The sequence below is a fragment of the Variovorax raffinosi genome (assembly GCF_051216615.1).
Classification (GTDB): domain Bacteria; phylum Pseudomonadota; class Gammaproteobacteria; order Burkholderiales; family Burkholderiaceae_C; genus Variovorax.
On the sequence record NZ_JBPJZR010000001.1, the window covers coordinates 175,951 to 196,686 of the forward strand.

At 68.1% G+C, this 20,736-nt stretch carries 19 protein-coding genes; 8 read left to right on the forward strand and 11 right to left on the reverse strand.

All coding sequences use genetic code 11. The annotated features are described in order from the left end of the window. Positions 1-2 precede the first annotated feature (2 nt). Together bcsZ and ACSFB7_RS00775 are read left to right on the forward strand one after the other, a co-directional pair. Positions 3-1,271 (forward strand): cellulose synthase complex periplasmic endoglucanase BcsZ, encoded by a 1,269-nt coding sequence (gene bcsZ, locus ACSFB7_RS00770; RefSeq protein WP_435466138.1) that lies wholly within the window; start codon positions 3-5, stop codon positions 1,269-1,271. Next, positions 1,247-5,602, forward strand: coding sequence for a cellulose biosynthesis protein BcsC (locus ACSFB7_RS00775; protein ID WP_435466140.1), 4,356 nt, complete (start codon positions 1,247-1,249; stop codon positions 5,600-5,602). The genes bcsZ and ACSFB7_RS00775 overlap by 25 nt, the downstream gene beginning before the upstream one ends. 40 nt (positions 5,603-5,642) lie before the next feature. On the opposite strand, the gene ACSFB7_RS00780 is transcribed toward ACSFB7_RS00775, so the two are convergent. Together ACSFB7_RS00780 and ACSFB7_RS00785 are read right to left on the reverse strand one after the other, a co-directional pair. Beyond that, entirely contained in the window at positions 5,643-7,010 is a 1,368-nt protein-coding gene (locus ACSFB7_RS00780) for a putative bifunctional diguanylate cyclase/phosphodiesterase (protein WP_435466142.1), read from the reverse strand. A gap of 141 nt (positions 7,011-7,151) precedes the next feature. Beyond that, entirely contained in the window at positions 7,152-7,487 is a 336-nt protein-coding gene (locus ACSFB7_RS00785; protein WP_435466144.1) for a hypothetical protein, read from the reverse strand. A gap of 96 nt (positions 7,488-7,583) precedes the next feature. On the opposite strand from ACSFB7_RS00785, the gene ACSFB7_RS00790 reads away from it, so the two are divergent. From ACSFB7_RS00790 to ACSFB7_RS00800, 3 genes are read left to right on the forward strand one after another with little or no spacing between them, the layout of a single operon-like run. Further along, the gene (locus tag ACSFB7_RS00790; protein ID WP_435466146.1) at positions 7,584-8,261 is read left to right on the forward strand and encodes an HAD family hydrolase; all 678 of its coding nucleotides are present in this window, start codon (positions 7,584-7,586) and stop codon (positions 8,259-8,261) included. Then, the gene (gene pgm, locus ACSFB7_RS00795) at positions 8,258-9,913 is read left to right on the forward strand and encodes a phosphoglucomutase (alpha-D-glucose-1,6-bisphosphate-dependent) (RefSeq protein WP_435466148.1); all 1,656 of its coding nucleotides are present in this window, start codon (positions 8,258-8,260) and stop codon (positions 9,911-9,913) included. Before ACSFB7_RS00790 ends, pgm begins: the two co-directional genes overlap by 4 nt. 15 nt (positions 9,914-9,928) lie before the next feature. Beyond that, positions 9,929-10,327, forward strand: a complete 399-nt coding sequence (locus tag ACSFB7_RS00800) for a PPC domain-containing DNA-binding protein (RefSeq protein WP_435466150.1) — start codon at positions 9,929-9,931, stop codon at positions 10,325-10,327. 19 nt (positions 10,328-10,346) lie between these two features. On the opposite strand, the gene ACSFB7_RS00805 is transcribed toward ACSFB7_RS00800, so the two are convergent. From ACSFB7_RS00805 to ACSFB7_RS00815, 3 genes are read right to left on the reverse strand one after another with little or no spacing between them, the layout of a single operon-like run. After that, entirely contained in the window at positions 10,347-11,414 is a 1,068-nt protein-coding gene (locus ACSFB7_RS00805; protein ID WP_435466152.1) for an aldo/keto reductase, read from the reverse strand. Next, the gene (locus ACSFB7_RS00810; protein ID WP_435466154.1) at positions 11,411-11,764 is read right to left on the reverse strand and encodes a TIGR04076 family protein; all 354 of its coding nucleotides are present in this window, start codon (positions 11,762-11,764) and stop codon (positions 11,411-11,413) included. Before ACSFB7_RS00810 ends, ACSFB7_RS00805 begins: the two co-directional genes overlap by 4 nt. A 16-nt stretch (positions 11,765-11,780) precedes the next feature. Further along, on the reverse strand, positions 11,781-12,317 hold the full coding sequence (locus tag ACSFB7_RS00815) for a cupin domain-containing protein (protein ID WP_435466156.1): 537 nt from the start codon (positions 12,315-12,317) through the stop codon (positions 11,781-11,783). A gap of 223 nt (positions 12,318-12,540) precedes the next feature. Between ACSFB7_RS00815 and ACSFB7_RS00820 the strand changes: the two genes are divergently transcribed. Both ACSFB7_RS00820 and ACSFB7_RS00825 read left to right on the forward strand, forming a co-directional pair. Continuing rightward, complete coding sequence (locus tag ACSFB7_RS00820) at positions 12,541-12,837, forward strand: DUF3311 domain-containing protein (RefSeq protein ID WP_435466158.1); 297 nt, start codon at positions 12,541-12,543, stop codon at positions 12,835-12,837. Further along, positions 12,834-14,345 (forward strand): sodium:solute symporter family protein, encoded by a 1,512-nt coding sequence (locus ACSFB7_RS00825; RefSeq protein WP_435466160.1) that lies wholly within the window; start codon positions 12,834-12,836, stop codon positions 14,343-14,345. The genes ACSFB7_RS00820 and ACSFB7_RS00825 overlap by 4 nt, the downstream gene beginning before the upstream one ends. 16 nt (positions 14,346-14,361) lie before the next feature. Here ACSFB7_RS00825 and ACSFB7_RS00830 read toward each other — a convergent pair whose 3' ends face one another. The 4 genes from ACSFB7_RS00830 to ACSFB7_RS00845 form a co-directional block, all read right to left on the reverse strand. Then, positions 14,362-15,732: a homoserine dehydrogenase gene (locus ACSFB7_RS00830; RefSeq protein ID WP_435466162.1), complete on the reverse strand. Its 1,371-nt coding sequence runs from the start codon at positions 15,730-15,732 to the stop codon at positions 14,362-14,364. 281 nt (positions 15,733-16,013) lie between these two features. Further along, entirely contained in the window at positions 16,014-17,069 is a 1,056-nt protein-coding gene (locus ACSFB7_RS00835; protein ID WP_435466164.1) for an amino acid ABC transporter permease, read from the reverse strand. Next, positions 17,066-18,064 carry an amino acid ABC transporter permease gene (locus ACSFB7_RS00840; protein WP_435466165.1) on the reverse strand — a complete coding sequence of 333 codons (999 nt, stop codon included), beginning with the start codon at positions 18,062-18,064 and terminating at the stop codon, positions 17,066-17,068. The genes ACSFB7_RS00835 and ACSFB7_RS00840 overlap by 4 nt, the downstream gene beginning before the upstream one ends. Continuing rightward, entirely contained in the window at positions 18,061-19,104 is a 1,044-nt protein-coding gene (locus tag ACSFB7_RS00845) for an amino acid ABC transporter substrate-binding protein (RefSeq protein WP_435468038.1), read from the reverse strand. Before ACSFB7_RS00845 ends, ACSFB7_RS00840 begins: the two co-directional genes overlap by 4 nt. 176 nt (positions 19,105-19,280) lie before the next feature. Between ACSFB7_RS00845 and ACSFB7_RS00850 the strand changes: the two genes are divergently transcribed. Continuing rightward, positions 19,281-19,676, forward strand: a complete 396-nt coding sequence (locus tag ACSFB7_RS00850) for a DoxX family protein (protein ID WP_093240394.1) — start codon at positions 19,281-19,283, stop codon at positions 19,674-19,676. A 10-nt stretch (positions 19,677-19,686) separates the two neighbouring features. Here ACSFB7_RS00850 and def read toward each other — a convergent pair whose 3' ends face one another. Both def and ACSFB7_RS00860 read right to left on the reverse strand, forming a co-directional pair. After that, complete coding sequence (gene def / locus ACSFB7_RS00855; protein ID WP_435466168.1) at positions 19,687-20,226, reverse strand: peptide deformylase; 540 nt, start codon at positions 20,224-20,226, stop codon at positions 19,687-19,689. A 62-nt stretch (positions 20,227-20,288) separates the two neighbouring features. Continuing rightward, a complete protein-coding gene (locus ACSFB7_RS00860; protein WP_435466170.1) occupies positions 20,289-20,711 on the reverse strand; it encodes a hypothetical protein in 423 nt (140 codons plus the stop codon). Positions 20,712-20,736: the final 25 nt, after the last annotated feature.

The window sequence follows — 20,736 nt, forward strand, 5'->3', positions numbered from 1 at the left end:
CCATGCGACGCTCTTCGACTTCATCTCCCACCGACCTGCTGGCAGGCCGGCGCGCCTTGCTGGCGGCCACCGGACTGGCCTTCGCGATGCCCCGGCTGGCGGGCGCCGCATCGGCCTCGCCGTCGGCGCTGGCCGCGGCGGCCACGGTTGCGGCAGCGCCGCCCAAGTGCCATCCGGCGACCGACTGGACGGCCTTTGCGGCGCGCCACATCCAGCCCGACGGCCGGGTGATCGACTTCAACACGCCGCAGCAGCAGTCCACCTCCGAGGGGCAGTCCTACGGCCTGTTCTTCGCGCTGGTCCACAACGACCGCGATATCTTCGCGCGCGTGCTGGCCTGGACCGAAGCCAACCTCTCGGGCGGCAGCCTGGCCAAGCAACTGCCGGCCTGGCAATGGGGCCGCAAGCCCGAAGGCGGCTGGGGCGTGCTCGACCCCAACGCCGCGTCGGACGCCGACCTGTGGATCGCCTATGCATTGATGGAAGCCGGCCGCCTGTGGAACGACGCACGCTACCGCACGCTCGGGCGCAGCGTGCTCGCGCTGGTGGTGCGCGACGAAGTGGTCGCGCTGCCCGGCCTGGGCCGCATGCTGCTGCCCTGGCCCAAGTCGGTGGCGACCGCGCCGCTGTGGCGGCTCAACCCGAGCTATATGCCACTGCAGTTGCTGCGCTACTTCCAGCAGGCCGACCCGACCGGGCCCTGGCAGGAGGTGACCGACAACACGCTGCGCATGTTCGGCGCCGTCACGCCGCGCGGCTTTGCGCCCGACTGGTGCGCCTGGTCGCAGGACGCGCGCGCCTTCGTGGCCGATCCGCTCAAGGGCAACACGGGCAGCTATGACGCGATCCGCGTCTACCTCTGGGCGGGCATGCTGTCCGACAAGGACCCGGCCCGCAAGATGCTGCTGCTGGCCCTGCGCGGCCCGCGCCAGTTGCTGGCCGACCGCCAGCCGGTGCCCGAATCGGTCGACACCGCCAGCGGCGCGGTGCGCGGCATGGGGCCGGTCGGTTTTTCGGGCGCGATGTTGCCGTACCTGAAGGCGCTGGGCGACACCGATGCGCTGGCCACGCAAGTGGCACGCGTGCCCGGCGGCGGCGCCAACAACACCCCGACACCCCCGGCAACGCCCGCACCCGCGCCCTTGCCCTACTACGAACAGTGCCTGTTGGTCTTCGGCCAGGCATGGCTCGACGGCCGCTATGAATTCGGTCGCAACGGCCAGTTGCAAACCTCATGGAGAACGCTATGCCGTCCCAATCGACCGGCTTGAAGCCGAAGCGTCCCTCTTCCGTCTCTTTGCCCCGCGCCTCTCATTCCCAGCAATGGATCGCCTGCCTGGGCATGCTCGCCGCGCTGTGCACCAGCGGACAGGTGCATGCGCAGGCCGATGCCAGCGCCGCGCTGGTCGAGCAAGGCAACTACTGGCAGGCGCAAGGGCGCGCCGACCTGGCTGAAGAAAGCTGGAAGAAGCTGCTGCGCGTCGATCCGCAATCGGCCGACGCGATGTACGGCATGGCGCAGGTCGAGCTGTCGCGCGGCAATGCCGAGCCCGCGCGAAGCTGGGTGGCGCGGCTGCGAACCGCCCACCCCAACGACAGCCGTCTGGCCCGCCTGCAACAACAGGCGCAGCAACCCGGCCAGGGCAGCACCCTGCAGCGCGCACGGGCGGCGGCACGCGCCGGCCGCGCGGCCGAAGCGGTCGAGCTGTACCGGGCCCAGTTCGACAACAAGCCGCCACCCGAAGCGCTGGCGCTGGAGTACTACCAGGTGCTCGCCAGCACGCCGCAAGGCGCGGACGAAGGCCGCAAGGGTCTCGAACAACTGGTGAAAGACCGGCCGGACAACACCGGCTACCGCCTGGCATTGGCACAGCAGAAGACCTACAGCGAACCCACGCGCCGCGCGGGCATCCGCGAGCTGGTCGACCTGTCGAAGCAGCCCGCCGTGGCGACTGCCGCGCGGGCCGCATGGCGCCAGGCGCTGATCTGGCTTGATGCGCGCGCGCCCGACATTCCGCTGTACCAGGACTTTTTGGCCACCAACGGCGCGGACACCGCCGTGGCCGCGCGGCTGGAAACACTCACCACCGGCAAGACCGCCGCAGCCTCGGGGCCCGACGTGCCGACCGGCGAAGGCTTCAAGGCGCTGGACCGTGGCGACTCGGCCACCGCCGAGCAGCGCTTCCAGGCGGCCCTGCGCACCAAGGCCGACGACACCGAGGCGCTGGGCGGCCTGGGCCTCGTGCGGCTGCGCCAGGAGCGCTTCGGCGAAGCACAGGAGCTGCTGGAGCGCGCCGTGCGCGGCGGCGGCAGCAAATGGAATTCGGCGCTGCAAAGCGCCAACTACTGGGTGCTGGTCGGGCAGGCGCGGGCCGCGCAAAGCCGGAACGACCTGCGCAACGCGCAGTCGCTGTATGAGCGCGCCGTGCGCATCGACGGGCGCGAGCCTGTGGGCCAGATCGCGCTGGCCGACCTGCGCGCCGCCGCCGGCGACTATGCGCAGGCCGAGCAGGGCTACAAGCGCGTGCTCGAGGGCAAGCCGTCGAACGCGCAGGCGCTGCGCGGGCTGATCTCGGTGTACGGCCAGACCGGCCGCGCGGACGAAGCCTCCGAACTTGCCAAGCGGCTCACGCCCGAGCAGGCCGCGCAACTCGGCGGCCTGCGCAACATGCAGGTCGAGCAGGCGCGCAACCGCGCCCGTCAGCAGGCCGATGCCGGCGACGCAGCCGGCGCGCAACGCACGCTCGAAGACGCGATGCTCGCGGCACCCGACAGCCCGTGGGTGCGCCTGGACCTCGCCAACATCTACCGCAAGCAGGGCATGGTGTCCGAGGCGCGCGGCGTGATGGAAGGGCTGCTGATGTCGCAGCCCGACATGCCCGATGCGCTGTACGCCAGCGCCCTGCTCGCCTCCGAGACCGGCGACGCGGCCAGCGGCATCCAGTACCTCGAACGCATTCCCGCCGCATCGCGCACGCGCGACATGGCCGCGCTGCAACGCCGCCTGTGGGCGCAGTCGCAGGCCGCACGCGCGCTGGCGCTGGCGCGGCAAGGCCAGGTCGATGCCGCACGCGGCGTGCTGGCGCAGGCCGAGTCGTCGCTCAGCACCGACATGCCGGCCGAACTGTGGGGCCAACTGGCAGGCGCCTATGCCGAGATCGGCGATGCACCGCGCGCCTTGGCCATGAGCCGCCAGTTGCTCGCGCGCACGCCCAACCCGGGCATCGGCGACCGGCTGCTGTACGCATCGGTGCTGCTCAAGACCAAGCAGGACATCGAGCTGTCGGCCGTGCTGCGACAGCTTGCCGGCGTCAACATGACGGCCAGCCAGCGCAATGATTTCGACAGCCTGCGCATTGCCTTCGCGCTGCGCCAGACCGACGCGCTGCGCGAAGCCGGCAACCTCGAAGCCGCCTACAACGCGATGGCGCCGGTGCTGGCCGAGCGGCCGAACGATCCGCAGGCGATGGCCGCGCTGGCACGCCTGTATTCGGCCGCCCGCGACGAAGCCCAGGCGCTGGCGCTCTACCAGCGCATCCTGCAGCGCAGCCCGACCGACCTGGACACCTTGCTGGCCGCAGCCGCCAGCGCCAGCGCACAGCGCGAACACAGCGAGGCCGAGAACTACGTGATGGCCGCGCTGAAGCAGGCGCCCGACCAGTCGCGTGTGCTCGCCGCCGCGGGCCGTGTCTACCGCAATGCGGGCGACAGCCGCAAGGCCGAGCAGTACCTGCGCGCCGCCGTCGAAGCCGACCGGCAGGTGGCCACGGGCGGCGGTTTCGCGCCGGGTGGCGTGCCGTCGCAGATGCCCAATGCCAACCCCTTCGCCGGCATGACGGGCGGCGCGGCCAGTGCAGCCGTTCCCGCAGGCTACCCGCCGGCCAACGGCAACCCCTTTGCGCAGGCGCGCATGCAGCCGGTGGCTTATCCGGCGGCCCCCGCGTACCCGCCTGCGGCCTATCCGGTGAACCAGGCGTATCCCGCGAATCCAGCTTATCCGGCGTACCCGGTGGCTGCCGCGCCGAACGGCTATCCGCCAGGCGCCTTGCCCTGGGCCTCGAACGCGCCGGTCGCTGGATCGAACGCCAAGGGCCGCAAGGCGACGGCCGCCAATGCGTCGCGCACGGCACGCAACAACAGCAACAACAACGCGCCGCAGGCTGCGGCCTACATGGCGCCGTCGATGCAGCCGTATCCCGTGGCCGGCGCACAGCCGGTCTACATCCCGCAGGCGCAGCCTGCCGGCTATCCGCCACCGGGCTATCCGCAAGCCAATGCGGCTTATGCGCAGGCCAACACGCCGCTGCCGCGCCCCGGCGCGGAGCCGAGCTGGAACACGCCGCCACGCAGTGCGCCGGCCAATCCGCTGGTGTCGGAACTGCAGGAGCTGGAATCGCAACGCGCGATCAGCCTGACCGCAGGCACCGTCTACCGCAACCGCGCGGGCGAGGCCGGCCTGAGCCGGCTCAGCGACTTCCAGTTGCCGATCCAGGCGCGCTTTCCGGCCGGTGAAGGCAAGATCGTCGTGGGCGTCACGCCCACGGTGCTCGACGCCGGCTCGCCGGCCCTGAACTACTCGGCCCAGAGCCGTTTTGGCGGCGGCCCCGAGGCCGTGGCCCAGTCGCTGTTGATCAACAAGGAACCCGGCCAGCAGAACGCCTCCGGCGTCGGGCTGAACGTGGGCTACGAAGGCAAGAACTTCGAGGCCGGCATCGGCACCACGCCGTTGGGCTTTCCCACCACCAACGTGGTCGGCAACGTCACGTTCAAGGGCAGTTTCGGCGACTCGTGGAACTACAAGGCCGACATCTCCCGCCGCTCGGTGACCGACAGCGTGCTGTCGTTCGCCGGCGCGAAGGACGCGCGCACCGACGACCGCTGGGGCGGCGTGGTCGCCACCGGCGTGCGCGGCGACATCGGCTACGACGACGGCACCTACGGCGTGTACAGCTACCTGTCGGCGCACGGGCTCACCGGCAAGAACGTGGCCAGCAACTCGCGCCTGGAAACCGGCGGCGGCGCCTACCTGCACCTGATCAACAGCCCCGGCTCCAAGCTGACGCTCGGCATGAACCTCGGGCTCATGGGCTACGAGAAGAACCTGAGCTACTACACCTTCGGGCAAGGCGGCTACTTCAGCCCGCAGAGCTTCGTGAGCATCGCCTTCCCGGTCGACTGGACCGGCCGCGCCGACCGGCTGGCCTGGCGCGTGAACGCGTCGCTGGGCGTGCAGTCGTTCACCCAGAAATCGTCGCCCTACTTCCCCACCGACCCGTCGCGCAATGGCGGCGCGTCGGCGGCGGCGAACCTGGCAGCGCAACTGGGCTTCAGCAGCGGCGTGTACAACAACATGTACCCGAAGATGTCGAAGACCGGCCTGTCGTACAACTTCGGCGCGGTGATCGAATACCAGATGGCACCCCGCATGTTCCTGGGCGGTGCGCTGGCGCTGAACAACGCGCAGAACTACCGCCAGTTCACGGGCAGCCTGTACCTGCGCTATGTGTTCGGTGGCTCCAACAGCCTCGGCGTGCCGGGCTATGGCGTGGGCAGCGGGACTTCGTTGAGCCCGATGGTGTCGCCCTACACGCCGCTGTTGTAGGCGGCGCGGCCTTCGCAGGAAGGCTCAAAGGCTCGAATGTTCAGGCAGCAGGCGGTGGCGGGAGCGCCACGCCGGCTGCCGCGTCGCGGCCCCACAAGGGCGCCTTCTCGAATTCGGCCACCCACTTGAGCACGTCCTTGGCGGCCATCGGCATCGCGATGCCGTAGCCCTGCGCCAGCGTGCAGCCCAGGGCGAGCAGCGCCTCGCCCTGCCCCAGCGTTTCAACGCCCTCGGCCACGGCCGTGAGCCCGAGCGCCTGCAACAGCGCCAGGATGCCCTGCACGATCGCGCGGTCCTGTGCGTTGTCGAGCATGCCGCGCACGAAGGACTGGTCGATCTTCACCGCCGACACCGGCAGTTGCCGCAGATAGGTCAGCGACGAATAGCCGGTGCCGAAGTCGTCGATGGTCACGCCCACGCCGAGCGCCTTGCAGGCCTCCACGAAAAGCGCCACGTTGGCGAACTGGCTGATGGCCGTGGTCTCCAGGATTTCAAGCTCCAGCATGCCGGCGCCCAGGTTCGGAAACTGGGACAGGTGCCGTGCCAGCCGGTCGACGAAGTCCCACCGCATCATGTGGCGCGGCGCAACGTTCACGCTGACCGAAATCTGCAGGCCCGCCAGCCGCCACTGGTGCGCCTGCCAGAGCGCCGTGCCGATGGCCCAATCGCCGATCTGCTCGACCAGCACGTCGTCTTCGATCAGCGGCACGAACTGCACGGGCGGCAGCAGGCCGCGCTCGGGGTGCTGCCAGCGGATCAGCGCCTCGACGCCGACCACCACACCGCGCTGCATGTCGACCTTGGGCTGGTAGACCAGGAAGAACTCGTCACGCACCAGCCCTTCTTGGATGCGCTGGCGCTCGCGCACCACCTGCTCGTCGGCGCGGGCCTGCGGTGCATCGAAGTAATGGACCTTGCCGTCGGAAGCACGCTTGGCGAAGAAGGCCGCGTGCTGCGCCTGGCGCAATGCGGTCTCGGGCGGCGGGCCGTTGCTGTCGAGCAGCATCGCGCCGATGCTGGCATCGAGGCTGATGACCTGGTCGCGCCAGGTCCACGGCGCGGACAGCGCGGTCTGGATGCTTTCGAGCACCTGCGCGCATTGCGAGGTGCCCAGGCCGGCGAACACGGCCGCGAATTCGTCGCCGCCGACACGGGCCATCACGCTTTCGCGCGGCAACTGGGCCTGGATGCGCCGGCCCACCTCTTCGAGCGCGGCATTGCCGGCAACCATGCCCAGGCGGTCGTTGAGGTCGCGAAAGTGGTCGATGTCCAGGTAGCACACGGCCGCCAGGCGCTTGCCCCCTCGGGCCCAGTCGGCCATCAGCGGGCGCAACACCTCATCCGGCGGGAGGCGTGCCGAACCGTCGTAGTGCGACGGAAGTGAGGTGAGAGGTTGCTTGGTCGACAAAGAAAAGTGGCTCCGGAAAGTCGCGGACTATTGTTCTCCCAATTCAGGGCTTTCTGCGTTTTGCAACGTGGATTTGTTACAGGCGCGGTTTACGCACAACACTTGTGCATTGAATATGGCCTAACCGTGTAGCCGTGCGGGCTAACCGCAATACGCGCCGACGATGCGGCCGCTGGGTTCGACCTGCACATTGAGCCGCGTCGCATCCTGTGCCGGGTCCGGTGCGTCGGTCGACAGCACGGTGCGGCCCTGCCGGGCGCCGGCGCGCTGGCGCATCTCCTCCAGCAATTGCGGCGTGGCGCGAAGCCCCAGCCCGAAGCGCACAGCGGTGGCCATGCAGGTCTCGGGCGGCGGCGCAAAGCTCGGCGGCTCCGGCACTTCGGAGGTCAGCGGCCGGTCTTTGGGCGGCGACTGGCAGCCGGCGAGCACAAGGGTCAGGGCGAAAAGGCAAATCAGGTCCCGGCCATTCGTCGTCATGCGCATCCTTTCTTCCCCCTTTGAAATTGGGTCGAAGCTTATCCGAGGGGTATGCTGGACGCGAAGCGTTACTCGGGCGCACGCGCCTCATCTTTCATGACACAGCCTGCAAGCACCGTTTTCCTGATCGACGTCGACAACACGCTGCTCGACAACGACCGCGTCGTGGCCGACCTGCACACGCACCTCGACGAAGCCTTCGGCCCGGAAAGCGCCAGCCGCTACTGGGTGGCGCTCGAAGCGTTGCGCAAGGAGCTGGGCTATGTCGACTACCTGGGTGCGCTGCAGCGCTACCGCGCCGAGGAAAGCCAGCGCGGCATGAGCGATTCGCGCCTGCTGCTGATGTCGGGCTTTCTCATCGACTACCCCTTTGCCGACCGGCTGTATCCGGGCGCGCTGGCGGCGCTGCAGCATCTGCGCCGCCACGGGCCCACGGTGATCCTGTCGGACGGCGACGTGGTGTTCCAGCCGCGCAAGGTACAGCGCTCGGGCCTGTGGGACGCCACCGAAGGCCGCGTGCTGATCTACGTGCACAAGGAGCAGATGCTCGACGCCGTCGCACAGTGCCACCCGGCCGCGCACTACGTGATGGTCGACGACAAGCTGCGCATTCTCTCGGCCATGAAGGCCATCTGGGGCCCGCGCCTCACCACCGTCTTTGTGCGGCAGGGCCACTACGCGCTCGACACGCAGGCCATTGCCGCCTACGCGCCCGCCGACATCACCATCGAACGCATCGGCGATCTGGTCAACCTCGATTTTTCTTCGACATGAGCCAAGCAACCAATCCTCTCGCGGGCCAGCCCGCACCGCTCGACCTGCTGGTCAATGTGCCGCGCCTGATTTCGGCCTACTACACCGGGCAGCCCGATCCGACCGTGCCGGCCCAGCGCGTGGCCTTCGGCACCTCGGGCCATCGCGGCTCGTCGTTCGACAACGCCTTCAACGAATGGCATGTGCTGGCGATCAGCCAGGCCATCTGCGATTACCGCAAGCAGAAAGGCATCGACGGGCCGCTGTTCTTGGGCATCGACACGCATGCGCTGTCGACGCCCGCGTTCAACAGCGCGGTCGAGGTGCTGGCGGCCAACGGCGTCGAGCTGATGCTGTCGAAGGACGACGAATACACGCCGACACCGGCCGTGTCACATGCGATCCTGGTCTACAACCGCGGGCGCACGAGTGGGTTGGCCGATGGCATCGTCATCACGCCCTCGCACAACCCGCCCGAAAGCGGCGGCTTCAAGTACAACCCGCCCAACGGTGGCCCGGCCGGCACCGACATCACCTCCGCCGTCGAGGCCGCCGCCAACAGGATGCTGGCGAGCAAGCTCGACGGCGTGAAGCGCATGCCGCTCGCGCAGGCGCTGCGCGCCGCCACCACGCACCGGCACGACTACCTGAACACCTATGTCGAAGACCTGGCCCAGGTGCTCGACATGGACGCGATTCGCGGCGTGACGATCGACCTTGGCGTCGATCCGCTGGGCGGCGCGGGCGTGCATTACTGGCCGGCCATTGCCGAGCGCTACAAGCTCAAGCGCCTGGCCGTGCTCAACCAGGAGGTCGATCCGACCTTCCGCTTCATGTCGCTGGACTGGGACGGCCGCATCCGCATGGACCCGTCGTCGCCCGATGCGATGCACAAGCTGATCGCGCTGAAAGACCGCTTCGGCATCGCCTTTGCCTGCGACACCGATCATGACCGCCACGGCATCGTCACGCGCAGCGCGGGGCTGATGCAGCCCAACAGCTACCTCGCGGTGATGGTCGATTACCTCTACACGCACCGCCCGCAGTGGCCGACTCAGGCAGCCGTCGGCAAGACGGTGGTGAGCAGCCAGATGATCGACCGCGTCACCGCGCGGCTGGGCCGCAAGCTGTACGAGGTGCCTGTCGGCTTCAAGTGGTTCGTTGACGGACTGGTCGATGGCTCACTGGGCTTTGGCGGCGAAGAAAGCGCGGGCGCGACCTTCCTTCGGCTGGACGGATCGACCTGGACCACGGACAAGGACGGCCTTGTGCCCGCCCTGCTCTCCGCCGAGATCGCCGCGCGCACCGGGCGCGATCCTGGCGAGCGCTATGCCGAGCTGACGCAGGCGCTGGGCAAGCCTGTGTCCGACCGCGTGGATGCGGCGGCCACGGTCGAGCAGAAGAAACGGCTGTCGAGCCTGTCTCCGGAGCAGGTGCGCTCGACCGATCTCGCGGGCGAGAAGATCGTCAACGTGCTGAGCCATGCGCCGGGCAATGGCGCGGCGATTGGCGGCGTGAAGGTCATGACCGAGAACGGCTGGTTCGCCGCGCGGCCTTCGGGCACGGAGAACATCTACAAGATCTACGGCGAGAGCTTCCTGGGCAAGGAGCATTTGGCGCGCATCCTTGAAGAGGCGCAGCACGTGGTGGATGGCGCGCTCTCGGGCGCCTGAGCGCACGCGCACGACATGCAAACGACAGTGCTGCGATTGAACCCAGGCGACGACCTTCGGGCCGCACTCGACCTTGCGCTGAAGCAGAACGACGGCGAGGCCGCATTCGTGGTGTCGGGCATCGGCAGCCTCGCCGGCGCGAGCGTCCGTTTCGCGGGTGCCGAGGCACCGACACGGATCGAAGGCGCACTGGAAATCCTCACGCTCGCGGGCTCGCTGTCGCCGGATGGATCGCACCTGCACATCAGCGTGTCGGATGCCGAGGGGCGCGTCTTCGGCGGCCATGCGGCGCCGGGGTGCGTGGTGCGCACCACCGCCGAGATCCTCATCGCGCAGTTGCCCGAATGGCAGTTCTCGCGCGAGACGGACGCGGCTACCGGCTACGCCGAACTGGTGCCGCGCCGCCTGAGCTGAGCCTCAGGTTGTGCCGCTTTCAGTGCGGCTTGTCGTTCAGGTCGTATTTCATGATCCGGCCGTGGCGCCCTTCAAGGTCGCGCTCGACGGCGTACACGTCGCCGCTGGGCGCATTGCGCTGCGACAGCACCGCATCCAGCGCCCCAAGGTCAGCCGCGTCGAGCTGCAGGTCGAGCACCTTCAGGTGATCCGCAAGATGATCGCCGCGCCGCACGCCGACGATGACGGCCGCGACGGCCGGCTGCTGCAGCACCCAGCGCATGGCCACCGTCGGGATCGACACGCCATGCCGTTGCGCGACCTGCTTCAACTGCACCAGCAGTTGCTGGAACAGGTCCCAGCCGCCGAAATCGTCGATGACGAGCTTGTACTTGACCAGCGAGCGGTTCTCGAAGGCCTGGCCCGGATCGCTCTTGCCCAGCCAGCGCTCCGACAGGAAGCCACCGGCCACGCTGCCGTAGCACAGCAACTTCATGCCCGACTGCGCGCAGTACGGCGTCATCAGCGGCAAGGGCCGCTGGTCGAGCAGCGAGTACTGCACCTGCATGCTGAACAAGGGCACGCCCGCTTCTGCCAGCTCACGCGCATGCGGCGTGTCGAAATTGGTGCCGCCCACGCGGTCGATCTTGCCGGCGCGCTGCAACTCGGTGAGCCAGTGCGCGACTTCGAGGTAGCGCGGCACGCTGTAGTCCCACCAGTGGAACTGCACGAGGTCGAGCCGCTCCATGCGCAGCCGCTTGAGCGAGCGGTCGATGGTCTGCTCGACCTGGCGCTTGTCGATGGTCGGCAGGATCGCGAGGTCGGGCACGAACTTGGTGTGCACCCGCAGTTGCGAAAGGCTGTCGCTGCCGTGGCGCTGCAGATGGTCGGCGCGGAACTCGCCGATCATTTCCTCGACGCCCGTGTAGATGTCGGCGCAATCGAAGGTGGTGATGCCGGCGTTGTAGTAAGCCGCCATGTCGGCAATGGCGCTTGCGCGGTCGACGTCGCCATGGCCGCCGGCCAGTTGCCAGCCGCCTTTGAGCAAGCGGGAGATCGAGTAGCCGGGCGCGAGTTCGATGCGGTGCTGAGAGGAGGAAGAAGTCATGAGGGCTCGTTCGAAGGATGGACAACCGCCGTGGTGTCGGCGTGGAGAAAGGTGCGCGTCCCGATGCGGGTGATGCGAAAGCGCGACGGGCAATGCGGATCGGGGCACGCCACCTCGGCATCGGTGCTCATCCAGTCGTTCGCATCGGTGGGCCGCTGCTTGGCGGCCAACAGTGGGAGCAGCGCGCCGAGTGAGTAGATCGAAAAGCCCTGCCCTTCAGGCAGATGCAGCATCTCGCCGCGCAACTCGAAGAAGTCGCCGACCTTCGCGCCGCAATAGAGCCTGGCGCCTTCGGGGGCGACGACCTCGACGCGCAGGTCATGGAGCGTGAAACGGGTGTCGGTGGTCATCGGGGGCCTTGCGGGTTCAGGGGTTGGGCGGCGTCACCGACAGGATGATTTCGGTCGGCGCCTGCGACTGGTTCATGTAGCGGTGCGGCAGCCGCGAATCGAACGAGATGCTCTCGCCGGCCAGCACCGGGTAGTCGACGCCCGCGATCTGCGCCACCAGCACGCCGCCGACGACGTACACGCACTCCGTCGAGGCATGGCCGCGCGGCTCGTCCGCCGACACCTGCCCCGGTTGCAGCACGGCGCGCAGCACTTCGAGCTGTCCGTTGCCGGCCGTGAGGCGTTCGTAGCCGACCTGCCCTTTGGGCGCGGTGAGCAGCGAGCGTTCGCCCGGGCGGCTGATCCACACCGAGGGCGGCGCCGGCGCGGAAAACAGCGAGGACACCGATTCGCCGAACACGCCGGCCAGCCGGCGCATGGTTTCGAGGCTGGGGTCGGTGACCGAGCGCTCGATCTGGCTGAGCAAGGTGGCCGACACGCCCGCCTGGGTCGCCAGCTCGCGCAGCGACAGGCCGCGCACGGTGCGCAACTCCTTCAGTCGTTCACCGATCATGCGGGCATCCTGGTTTTGTGCAGTGTGGCTTCATTGGATGGCGATGGTATGTGCTGTGCAACTGCACGTCAACGGTGCGTATGCCCGAACCCGGTGCGCTATGGAAAATCCTCTTTATTAGGTTGGGTAGACCGAAAAATAGCGGAATACCATCTTGCGTTTTACGGCAACCTGGTTGCACACTCCGTCGAGTTTTGTGCAGTATCACTTTACAGGAGCAAAGATGGTCGACGCCCCCACCGCGCGCAACAGCAAGCCACGCCGCCTCGGCCATCGATGGCTGCTGGTCTTTCCCTTCGTCTGGCAAGCCTGCCTGGCGCCGGCAGTGAACGACATCGCCGCCACGCCCTTCGGGCTGCCCTTTCCGATGTTCTGGCAGATGGCCGGCATCGTGCTCACGAGCGTGGTGATTGCGCTCGTCTTCAGGCTCGACGCGCGGGCCGGCGTGGAAGCCGAAGAAGCCGAGTTCCTCGCAAGAAGCCTGCAGGCCGACAACGCAGGCAAGGAAGGCGCGCCATGAAGCTCGCGATCGTTCTCGCCATATTGCTGGCCACGGTTGCGGGCGCCATCGCCTACGGTCGCCGCACCCGCCACGGCAAGAGCTTTGCCGACTGGGCCGTCGGTGGCCGCAGCCTGGGCACGCTGGTGTTCTGGTTCATGAATGCGGGCGAGGTCTACACGACCTTCGCGGTGCTCGGCATCTCCGGCTACGCGTGGGCGCTGGGCGCACCCGCCTACCTCGCGTTCTGCTCGGTGTCGATGAGCTATGCGGTGGGCTACTGGCTCATGCCGAAGATCTGGCGCGCGGGCCGGCTCGGGCGACTGCTCACGCAGTCGGACTTTTTTGCCGCGCGCTACGACGCGCCCTGGCTCGGCGTGCTCACCGGCGTGGTGGGCATCGCCTCGCTGGTCGTGTACGTGCAGATCCAGTTGGTGAGCCTCGGGCTGATCGTGCAGCTCACGCTGGGCAGCAGCATCTCGAGCGAGGCCGCGACGATGGGCGCGGGCCTGCTGATGGTGGCCTTCGTCTTCGCGGCGGGCGTGCGTTCGGCCGCCTTCGCGGCCGGCGTGAAAGACGTGCTGATGGTCGTCGTCGTGGTGCTGCTGAGCGCGACGGTGGCCAGCAAGGTCGGCGCGGCTTCGCTGCTCGACCTGTTCTCGATGGCAGAGGCACAGCACCCGGGCATCGGCAAGTTCCCCGGCCTGGATGCCACTTCGCCGACCACCGCGATCTGGCTCATGACATCGGCCATCAACATCGCGCTGGGCAACTGGGTCTTTCCGCACTTGTTCCAGATGTCGTACACGGCGCACAGCGCAACGGCGATTCGCCGCAATGCGATCTGGCAGCCGCTGTATTCGCTGGCTTACTTCTTCATCATCCTGCTGGGCTTCGCGGCGCTGCTGGCCCACACGCAGCCGCCGGGCGGCAACCTGAACGCGGCGTTGCTTCAGTTCGTGTCTGACCGTTATCCGGCGTGGACGGTGGGCCTTCTCGCGGGCACGGGCTTCCTGCTGGCGCTCGCGCCGGGCTCGCTGTTGTTGCTGACGGCCGGCTCGATCTTCACGCGCAACGTGGTGCGGCCGTTCCGGCCCGGGCTGGGCGAGCGCGGGTCGCTGGCGCTGTCGCGCGGCTCGCTGGTGGTGTTCGCGGCCATCGCGGTGTGGCTGTCGGTCAGCCAGAAGGGCTCGCTGGTGAAGATCCTGCTCGACGCCTATTCGGCCATCGGCATGCTCGCGCCCGGCGTGTTCCTCGGCTTCTTGTGGAAGCGCACGAGCGCGATCGGCGTGCTGGCCGGGCTGGTGGCGGGGTTCGTCGCCCTGCTGGCGCCTTTCGCGGCGAAGTTCTGGGCCACCGCTGTGCCGCAGTGGGAGGCCGGGCTGATCGCGATGGCGATCAATGCGGCGGTGGTTGTTGTCGTCAGCCTGGCCACTGCAGCGCCGCGTCGCGAGGCGATCGCGTTGGGGCTGCACGATGAGCCGCTGCCCGATGCCGGCGCACCGGAGCTGCGCGCACGGACGGTCTGACGCGCTGGGGGCGTGTTCAGGCCTCCAGCGCTTCCACACGCAGCGTCACCACCGGGCCGGCCACTTCCGCCCTCGCCTGCAGCGCATGCACCGCCAAGTCCACCGTGCCCTGCAGCGCAGGCCCGGTCAGCACCAGCACCTGCGGACCGACACCGGGCCGCTCAGCCGCCAGCGCCACCTGCCGAACCGGTACGCGCTGCTCGGCGAGGCAGGCCGTCACCGCCTGGATCTGGCCGACCGAGTGCACCGGCACCCGCAGGTAATGCGCCGTATGCACGGCCGCGCGCGGCAGCACCGGCAACGCATTCGTCGCGTGGGCATGCACGCCCAGATGCGGCACGTGGTTCGCGGCATGGACCCCATCGAGCCGCGCCACGTCGACCAGGTCGGCAATCACGGCCGATGCGGTCTGCTCCGAGCCGGCACCCGCGCCGTAGTACATCGTCAGGCCGGCGGCATCGCTCTTGACCATGACCGCGTTCATCGACCCGTTCACATGCGCCATCAGGTGCTCGGCCGGCACCAGCGCGGGCTGCACGCGAAGCTCCACGCCGGTTGCCTGCCGGCGCGCCACGCCGAGCAGCTTGATGCGGTAGCCCAGTTGCTCTGCACAGGCCACGTCCAACCCTTGCAAGGCGGTGATGCCCTCCACCTGCGCATCGACAAAGCGCAGCGGCATGCCGAAGGCATTGGCAGCCAATAGCGTCAGCTTGTGGGCGGCATCGATGCCCTCGATGTCGAAGGTCGGGTCGGCTTCCGCGTAGCCGAGCGACTGGGCCTGCGCGAGTGCGCTCGCGAAGTCCAGCCCTTCGTCGCGCATCTTGCTCAGGATGAAGTTGGTGGTGCCGTTGATGATGCCGGCCACCCATTCGATGCGATTGGCCGCAAGGCCTTCGCGCAGCGCCTTGATGATGGGGATGCTCACGGCCACCGCGCCTTCGTAGGCGACGACCACGCCCTTCTCCCGCGCGGCGGCGAAGATTTCGGTGCCGTGCACCGCCAGCAAGGCCTTGTTGGCCGTGACCACGTGCTTGCCGTGCGCGATGGCGGCCAGCACCCAGTCGCGCGCGGGGCCGGTGCCGCCGGCGACTTCGACCACCACGTCGACGTCGGGGTGCGTGGCCACGTGCAGCGGGTCGGCGGTGAGCGGCACGCTGCCTTGAACGATCGTCGCCGCCCGTTCGAGATTGCGGGCCGCCACGATCACCAGCTCGATCGCCCTGCCAGCACGGGCGGCGATGTCGGTCCGGTTGCGGGCCAGCACGCGAAAGGTGCCTGAGCCCACGGTGCCGATGCCGATCATCCCCACGCGCAGGGGACGAATGGCCGCCCGATCGGTGTTCAGGCTGTGCAGGGGCTCGAGGGATTCAACGGGTTCGCGGTACATGGACATCTCCAGACGAAAAAACAAAACCCAGCTGCCAGAGCTGGGTTGATTCGTTCGGGGAGAGAGCGATACACCAGGTGGCTGCCGGAACGGCCACCTGTGCGTGCTCAGGTGGCCGCGGTGGTAATGGTGGTAATCATTCGAGCAACAACCATCGCCTGCACGGAGGCAGGCGGCATCATGCGAGCCATGGAGGCTGCGTTGGATGCGGGGGTGAAGTTGTGGCTCGACATGAGGGGCGGAGTGTACAGCAGGCTTTTGGGCTGACCGGATCAACCGGATCAGGGCGCGGCCGACAGGCGCTTTTCGAGCCACACGCTGTAGCGCGAGAGCCCGAAGCACAGTACCCAGTACACCGCCGCGATGAACAGGTAACCCTCGAGGTAGAACGGCCGCCAGGTCGGATCGCCACCAAGCGCAAGGCCCAGCGCGCCGGTCAACTCGAACAGGCCGACCACGGTGACCAGCGAGGTGTCTTTCAGCGTGCCGACCACGCTGTTGGTCAGCGCCGGCACCACGAGGCGCAGCGCCTGCGGCAGCACGATGTCGCGCTGCACCGGCCAGCGCCCGAAGCCGAGCGCCATCGCGACCTCGGTCTGCTCGCGCGGCACGGCCTGCAGGCCGCCACGGATGATCTCGGCCAGATAGGCCGCCACGAACAGCGTGAGGCCCGCGAGCACACGCACCAGCACATCGGGCTGCCAGCCCGCCGGCCACAGCAGCGGCAACAGGAAGGACGCCATGAACAGCACAGAGATCAACGGCACGCCGCGCACCAGCTCGATGTAGCTCGCGCTCAGCGTGCGCACCACGGGCCAGCCCGAGCGGCGCCCCAATGCCAGCAGCAGCGCGAGCGGAAAGGCCAGCGCCAGCCCGACCACGGCCAGCCCGATGGTCAGCGGCAAGCCGCCCCAGCGACTCGTCGGCACATGGCTCAGGCCGGCGACACCGCCACGCATCAGCAGCACGAACAGCAGCAGCGCACCGATCCACAGCGGCACCAGCCACCAGCGCCAGCTGCGCGGCCACGCACTGAGCACGGTGATGGCCGACAACACGACCACCGCGATGGCAGGACGCCATTGCTCTTCATAGGGAAAGCGGCCGAACAGCATCGGCCGCCACTTCTCGGCCACCACGCCCCAGCAGGCGCCGTGCTGCACTGCGCGGCAGGCTTCGGCATCGGGACGGAACACGGCGTGCACCACGCCCCACTCGACCACATGGAAACCACCCCACACGAGCAACGCAATCAACAGCACGGTCGCCAACGCGCGCAGCGGCGAACCCCAGAGTTCACTGCGCCACGCGATCGGGCCTTGCGCGACGTTCCTCATCGCCAGCCTCGCAGCGCGACACGCGCGTTGTAGCGGTTCATGCCGAAGGAGATCAGCAGCGACAGCAACAGGTAGACCGCCATGATGATCGCGATGCACTCGAAGGCTCGGCCATTCGAGCCGATGGTGGTGTTGGCCACCGACACCAATTCCGGGTAGCCCACGGCCACGGCGAGCGACGAATTCTTGGTGAGGCTCAGCAACTGGTTGGTGAGCGACGGCACGATCACCCGCAGCGCCTGCGGCAGGATCACGATGCGCAACTGCTGTACCGACGACAGCCCCAGCGCCTGCCCGGCGAGCACCTGCCCCTGCGAGACCGACAGGATGCCGGCGCGCACGATCTCGGCCACGAAAGCCGCCGAGTAGAAAGACAGCCCCGCCACGATGGTCACGTACTCGGGGCTCAGCGCGGCGCCACCGCTCACGCCGAAATCGCCGCGCTCGGGCCACTCGAAATGCGTGGGCCACCAACCGCCCTCACCCGCCACGGGCCAGGGCACGCTGAGTCCGCCCTTGCTGAGCCACACGCCGGGCATCAGGTGCACGGGCTCGGTCGGATCGGGCAACAGGTTGGCCATCGCGAAGGCCAGCATCAGCAACTGCACCAGCAGCGGCACGTTGCGCAGAAGCTCGACGTACGCGGTGCAGATGCCGCGCAGCAGCACGTGCGGCGCCAGCCGGCCGATGCCGATCAGCGTGCCGAGCACCACGGAAAAGATGGCCGCCGGCACCGCCGCGCGCACCGTGTTGATCAGGCCCGCGAGGAAGGCGCGCCAGAAAGGCTGGCTCGCGTCGAAGTCGAGCCAGCCTTCGCTGATCGAGAAGCCCGCAGGCTCGGTGAGAAAGTCGAAGCCGGAGCGCACGCCGCGCGCGCGCAGCACTTCGAGCGCGTGGTGCACCACCCAGACCGCGCCGGCCACGACGGCCAGCACCAGCAGCGCCTGGACGGCCCACGCCAGCCAGGCGCCGCGGCGCGAGGCCTCCCGGTTCATCGAACCGGTGGTGCGTAGATCAGGCCGCCCTTACTCCAGAGATTGTTGGAGCCGCGCGGCAGCTTCAGAACCGACTTCGGTCCGACGTTGCGCTCGAACATCTCGCCGTAATTGCCCACGGCCTTGATCGCGCGGAACGACCAGTCCTTGTCGAGGCCCAGCAGCTTGCCGAGGTCTTCACCGGTGCCGACCAGACGCTGCTGCGCCGGGTCCTTGCTGTTGGCCTTGAGTTCGTCGGCATTGGCCTGCGTGACGCCGAATTCCTCTGCTTCGATGAGCGCGTTGGGCACCCATTTGGCAATGGCGAACCACTCGTCGTCGCCACGGCGCACCAGCGGCGCGAGCGGTTCCTTGGAGATCAGCTCGGGCAGGATGATGTAGTCGTCGGGGTTCGGCGCTTCCTTGTTGCGCAGGCCGGCCAGCGCCGAGGCGTCGGTGGTGAAGGCCTGGCAGCGGCCCGAGAAGAAGGCCTTGAACGAAGCCTCGAAGCTCTCGAACACGACGGTCTTGACCGGGATGTTCTGCGCGCGGAAGTAGTCCGACACGTTCTTCTCGTTGGTGGTGCCCGACTGCGTGCAGATGGTGGCGTTCTTGAGCTGCTTGGCGCTGGTCACCTTGAGCTTCTTCGGCACCAGGAAGCCCTGGCCGTCGTAGTAGGTGATGGTGGTGAAGTTGAAGCCGAGCGACGCATCGCGCGTGAGCGTCCAGGTGGTGTTGCGCGCCAGGATGTCGATTTCACCGGCCTGCAGGGCCGAGAAGCGCTGCTGCGAGTTGAGCGGCACGAAGTCGACCTTCTTGCCGTCGCCGAGCACGGCGGCCGCGATGGCGCGGCAGGTGTCGACGTCCAGGCCCGACCAGTTGCCCTGGGTGTCGGGGGCGGAGAAGCCCGCCACGCCGTTGGTCACGCCGCACTTGACGGTGCCGCGCTGCTTGACCGCGTCGAGCGTCTTGCCGGCGAAGGCCGGGGCCGCAGAGGCAAAGGCCACGACGGACGCAGCAGCAAGCAGGGCCGGACGGAATCCGGCGAATCGGTTCTTCATCATTGGTGTTCTCCTCAACAGTAAGCAAAAGGCAGTGTACGGGGCGACACCGCACTCTGCCAAAGAACTCCGGGTTGGATGCATATGGGCCCGCACGCCGCGCAATCGGCCTCCCGCAAGCGCCGCCGGTTCACTACCATACGGCCCTCGAATCACTCTCAACTGGAAACAACACAATGGTCAAATCCGACGACACCGGCAAGTTCATCCTGCGCGTTTCGCTTGGCGTCCTGATCCTGCTGCACGGCATTGCCAAGCTGCAGGGCGGCGTCGGCTTCATCTCGGGCATGCTGGCCCAGCATGGGCTGCCGGGCGCGCTGGCCTACCTGGTCTACATCGGTGAAGTGGTCGCGCCCGTGCTGCTGATCATCGGGCTCTACACGCGGCCTGCTGCATGGATCGTCGCGATCAACATGCTGGTGGCCTTTGCGCTGGTCCACATGAAGGACCTGACGGCGCTCGGCAAGCAAGGCGGCTGGGCACTGGAACTGCAGGGCATGTTCCTGTTCGCGGCGCTCGCCCTCGCGTTCATGGGTGGCGGCCGCTTCGCCCTGAGCAGCAAGTACAACTGAGCCGAATCAGTCAGTCGTCATCGGCCGCATCGAGGCCTGGAAACAGGACCTCGGTGTAGCCGAAGCGGGAGAAATCGCGCACCCGCATCGGGTAGAGCTTGCCCAGCAGGTGGTCGACTTCGTGCTGCACCACGCGCGCATGAAAACCGCTCGCGACCCGGTCGATCGGGTCACCGTACAGGTCGAAGCCGGTATAGCGGACGTTGGCAAAGCGCGGCACCACGCCGCGCAGGCCCGGCACCGAAAGACATCCCTCCCAGCCCTCTTCCTCTTCATCGCCCAGCGGGGTGATGACGGGGTTGAGCAGCACCGTGCGGGGCACCGGCGGCGCATCTGGATAACGGGGGTTGACGATGTCGGTGCCGAAGATCACCAGTTGCTGGTCGACACCGATCTGCGGCGCCGCAAGGCCCGCGCCGTTGACGGCATGCATGGTCTCGAACATGTCGCGCACCAGCAGGTGCAGCTCGTCGGTGTCGAAGGCGGCGACCGGCTGCGCAATGCGCAGCAGCCGGGGGTCGCCCATCTTGAGGATTTCGCGGATGGCCATGGCGCGATTATCGCGGGGCTCCGCAGCCCTGACGGCCTCATGGCACCGTCAGGCCACGACGGTCACTGGTCGCGCGGCGGGTTCGTCGTGCTGCGGATCGGCGTACCCGGCACATTGGGCAGCTGCGGCGGCCGGCCGATCCCCTGCACGGGCAGAGGCGGATGAACCGCGACGCCCGGAGGACGCGGGTAGTTGCCCGGCCGCACGCCCGGATAGGGATACGCCGGCCTGTTGTTGTAGTAGGGGCGGCGATCGTAGTAAGGACGGTCGTAGTAGGGGCGCCCGCCGTAGTAGCCGCCCCCGTTGATATAGACCGGCGCCGGCTGCACCACCACTGGCGCGGGATCGGTGTAGTAGCCGCCCGAGGAATAACCTCCGCCAGCGTAGCCCCCGCCGTAATAGGGATCGCCTGGAACGGCGCAACCGGTCAGCAGCACGAGGCCGCCGAGGGCGATGGTGGCACCAAGAAAACGAATTTTTTGCATGAGGGGCTCTCCTTATTGGCCTTCA

Bases quoted from the DNA above. Each gene is read 5' to 3' on its own strand.
- ACSFB7_RS00830 (WP_435466162.1), bottom strand. From the start codon at position 15,732: ATGTACCGCGAACCCGTTGAATCCCTCGAGCCCCTGCACAGCCTGAAC.
- ACSFB7_RS00800 (WP_435466150.1), top strand. From the start codon at position 9,929: ATGCAAACGACAGTGCTGCGATTGAACCCAGGCGACGACCTTCGGGCC.
- ACSFB7_RS00860 (WP_435466170.1), bottom strand. From the start codon at position 20,711: ATGCAAAAAATTCGTTTTCTTGGTGCCACCATCGCCCTCGGCGGCCTC.
- ACSFB7_RS00775 (WP_435466140.1), top strand. From the start codon at position 1,247: ATGCCGTCCCAATCGACCGGCTTGAAGCCGAAGCGTCCCTCTTCCGTC.
- ACSFB7_RS00850 (WP_093240394.1), top strand. From the start codon at position 19,281: ATGGTCAAATCCGACGACACCGGCAAGTTCATCCTGCGCGTTTCGCTT.
- pgm (WP_435466148.1), top strand. From the start codon at position 8,258: ATGAGCCAAGCAACCAATCCTCTCGCGGGCCAGCCCGCACCGCTCGAC.
- bcsZ (WP_435466138.1), top strand. From the start codon at position 3: ATGCGACGCTCTTCGACTTCATCTCCCACCGACCTGCTGGCAGGCCGG.
- ACSFB7_RS00825 (WP_435466160.1), top strand. From the start codon at position 12,834: ATGAAGCTCGCGATCGTTCTCGCCATATTGCTGGCCACGGTTGCGGGC.
- ACSFB7_RS00805 (WP_435466152.1), bottom strand. From the start codon at position 11,414: ATGACTTCTTCCTCCTCTCAGCACCGCATCGAACTCGCGCCCGGCTAC.
- ACSFB7_RS00785 (WP_435466144.1), bottom strand. From the start codon at position 7,487: ATGACGACGAATGGCCGGGACCTGATTTGCCTTTTCGCCCTGACCCTT.
- ACSFB7_RS00820 (WP_435466158.1), top strand. From the start codon at position 12,541: ATGGTCGACGCCCCCACCGCGCGCAACAGCAAGCCACGCCGCCTCGGC.
- ACSFB7_RS00810 (WP_435466154.1), bottom strand. From the start codon at position 11,764: ATGACCACCGACACCCGTTTCACGCTCCATGACCTGCGCGTCGAGGTC.
- ACSFB7_RS00845 (WP_435468038.1), bottom strand. From the start codon at position 19,104: ATGAAGAACCGATTCGCCGGATTCCGTCCGGCCCTGCTTGCTGCTGCG.
- ACSFB7_RS00835 (WP_435466164.1), bottom strand. From the start codon at position 17,069: ATGAGGAACGTCGCGCAAGGCCCGATCGCGTGGCGCAGTGAACTCTGG.
- ACSFB7_RS00790 (WP_435466146.1), top strand. From the start codon at position 7,584: ATGACACAGCCTGCAAGCACCGTTTTCCTGATCGACGTCGACAACACG.
- ACSFB7_RS00815 (WP_435466156.1), bottom strand. From the start codon at position 12,317: ATGATCGGTGAACGACTGAAGGAGTTGCGCACCGTGCGCGGCCTGTCG.
- ACSFB7_RS00840 (WP_435466165.1), bottom strand. From the start codon at position 18,064: ATGAACCGGGAGGCCTCGCGCCGCGGCGCCTGGCTGGCGTGGGCCGTC.
- def (WP_435466168.1), bottom strand. From the start codon at position 20,226: ATGGCCATCCGCGAAATCCTCAAGATGGGCGACCCCCGGCTGCTGCGC.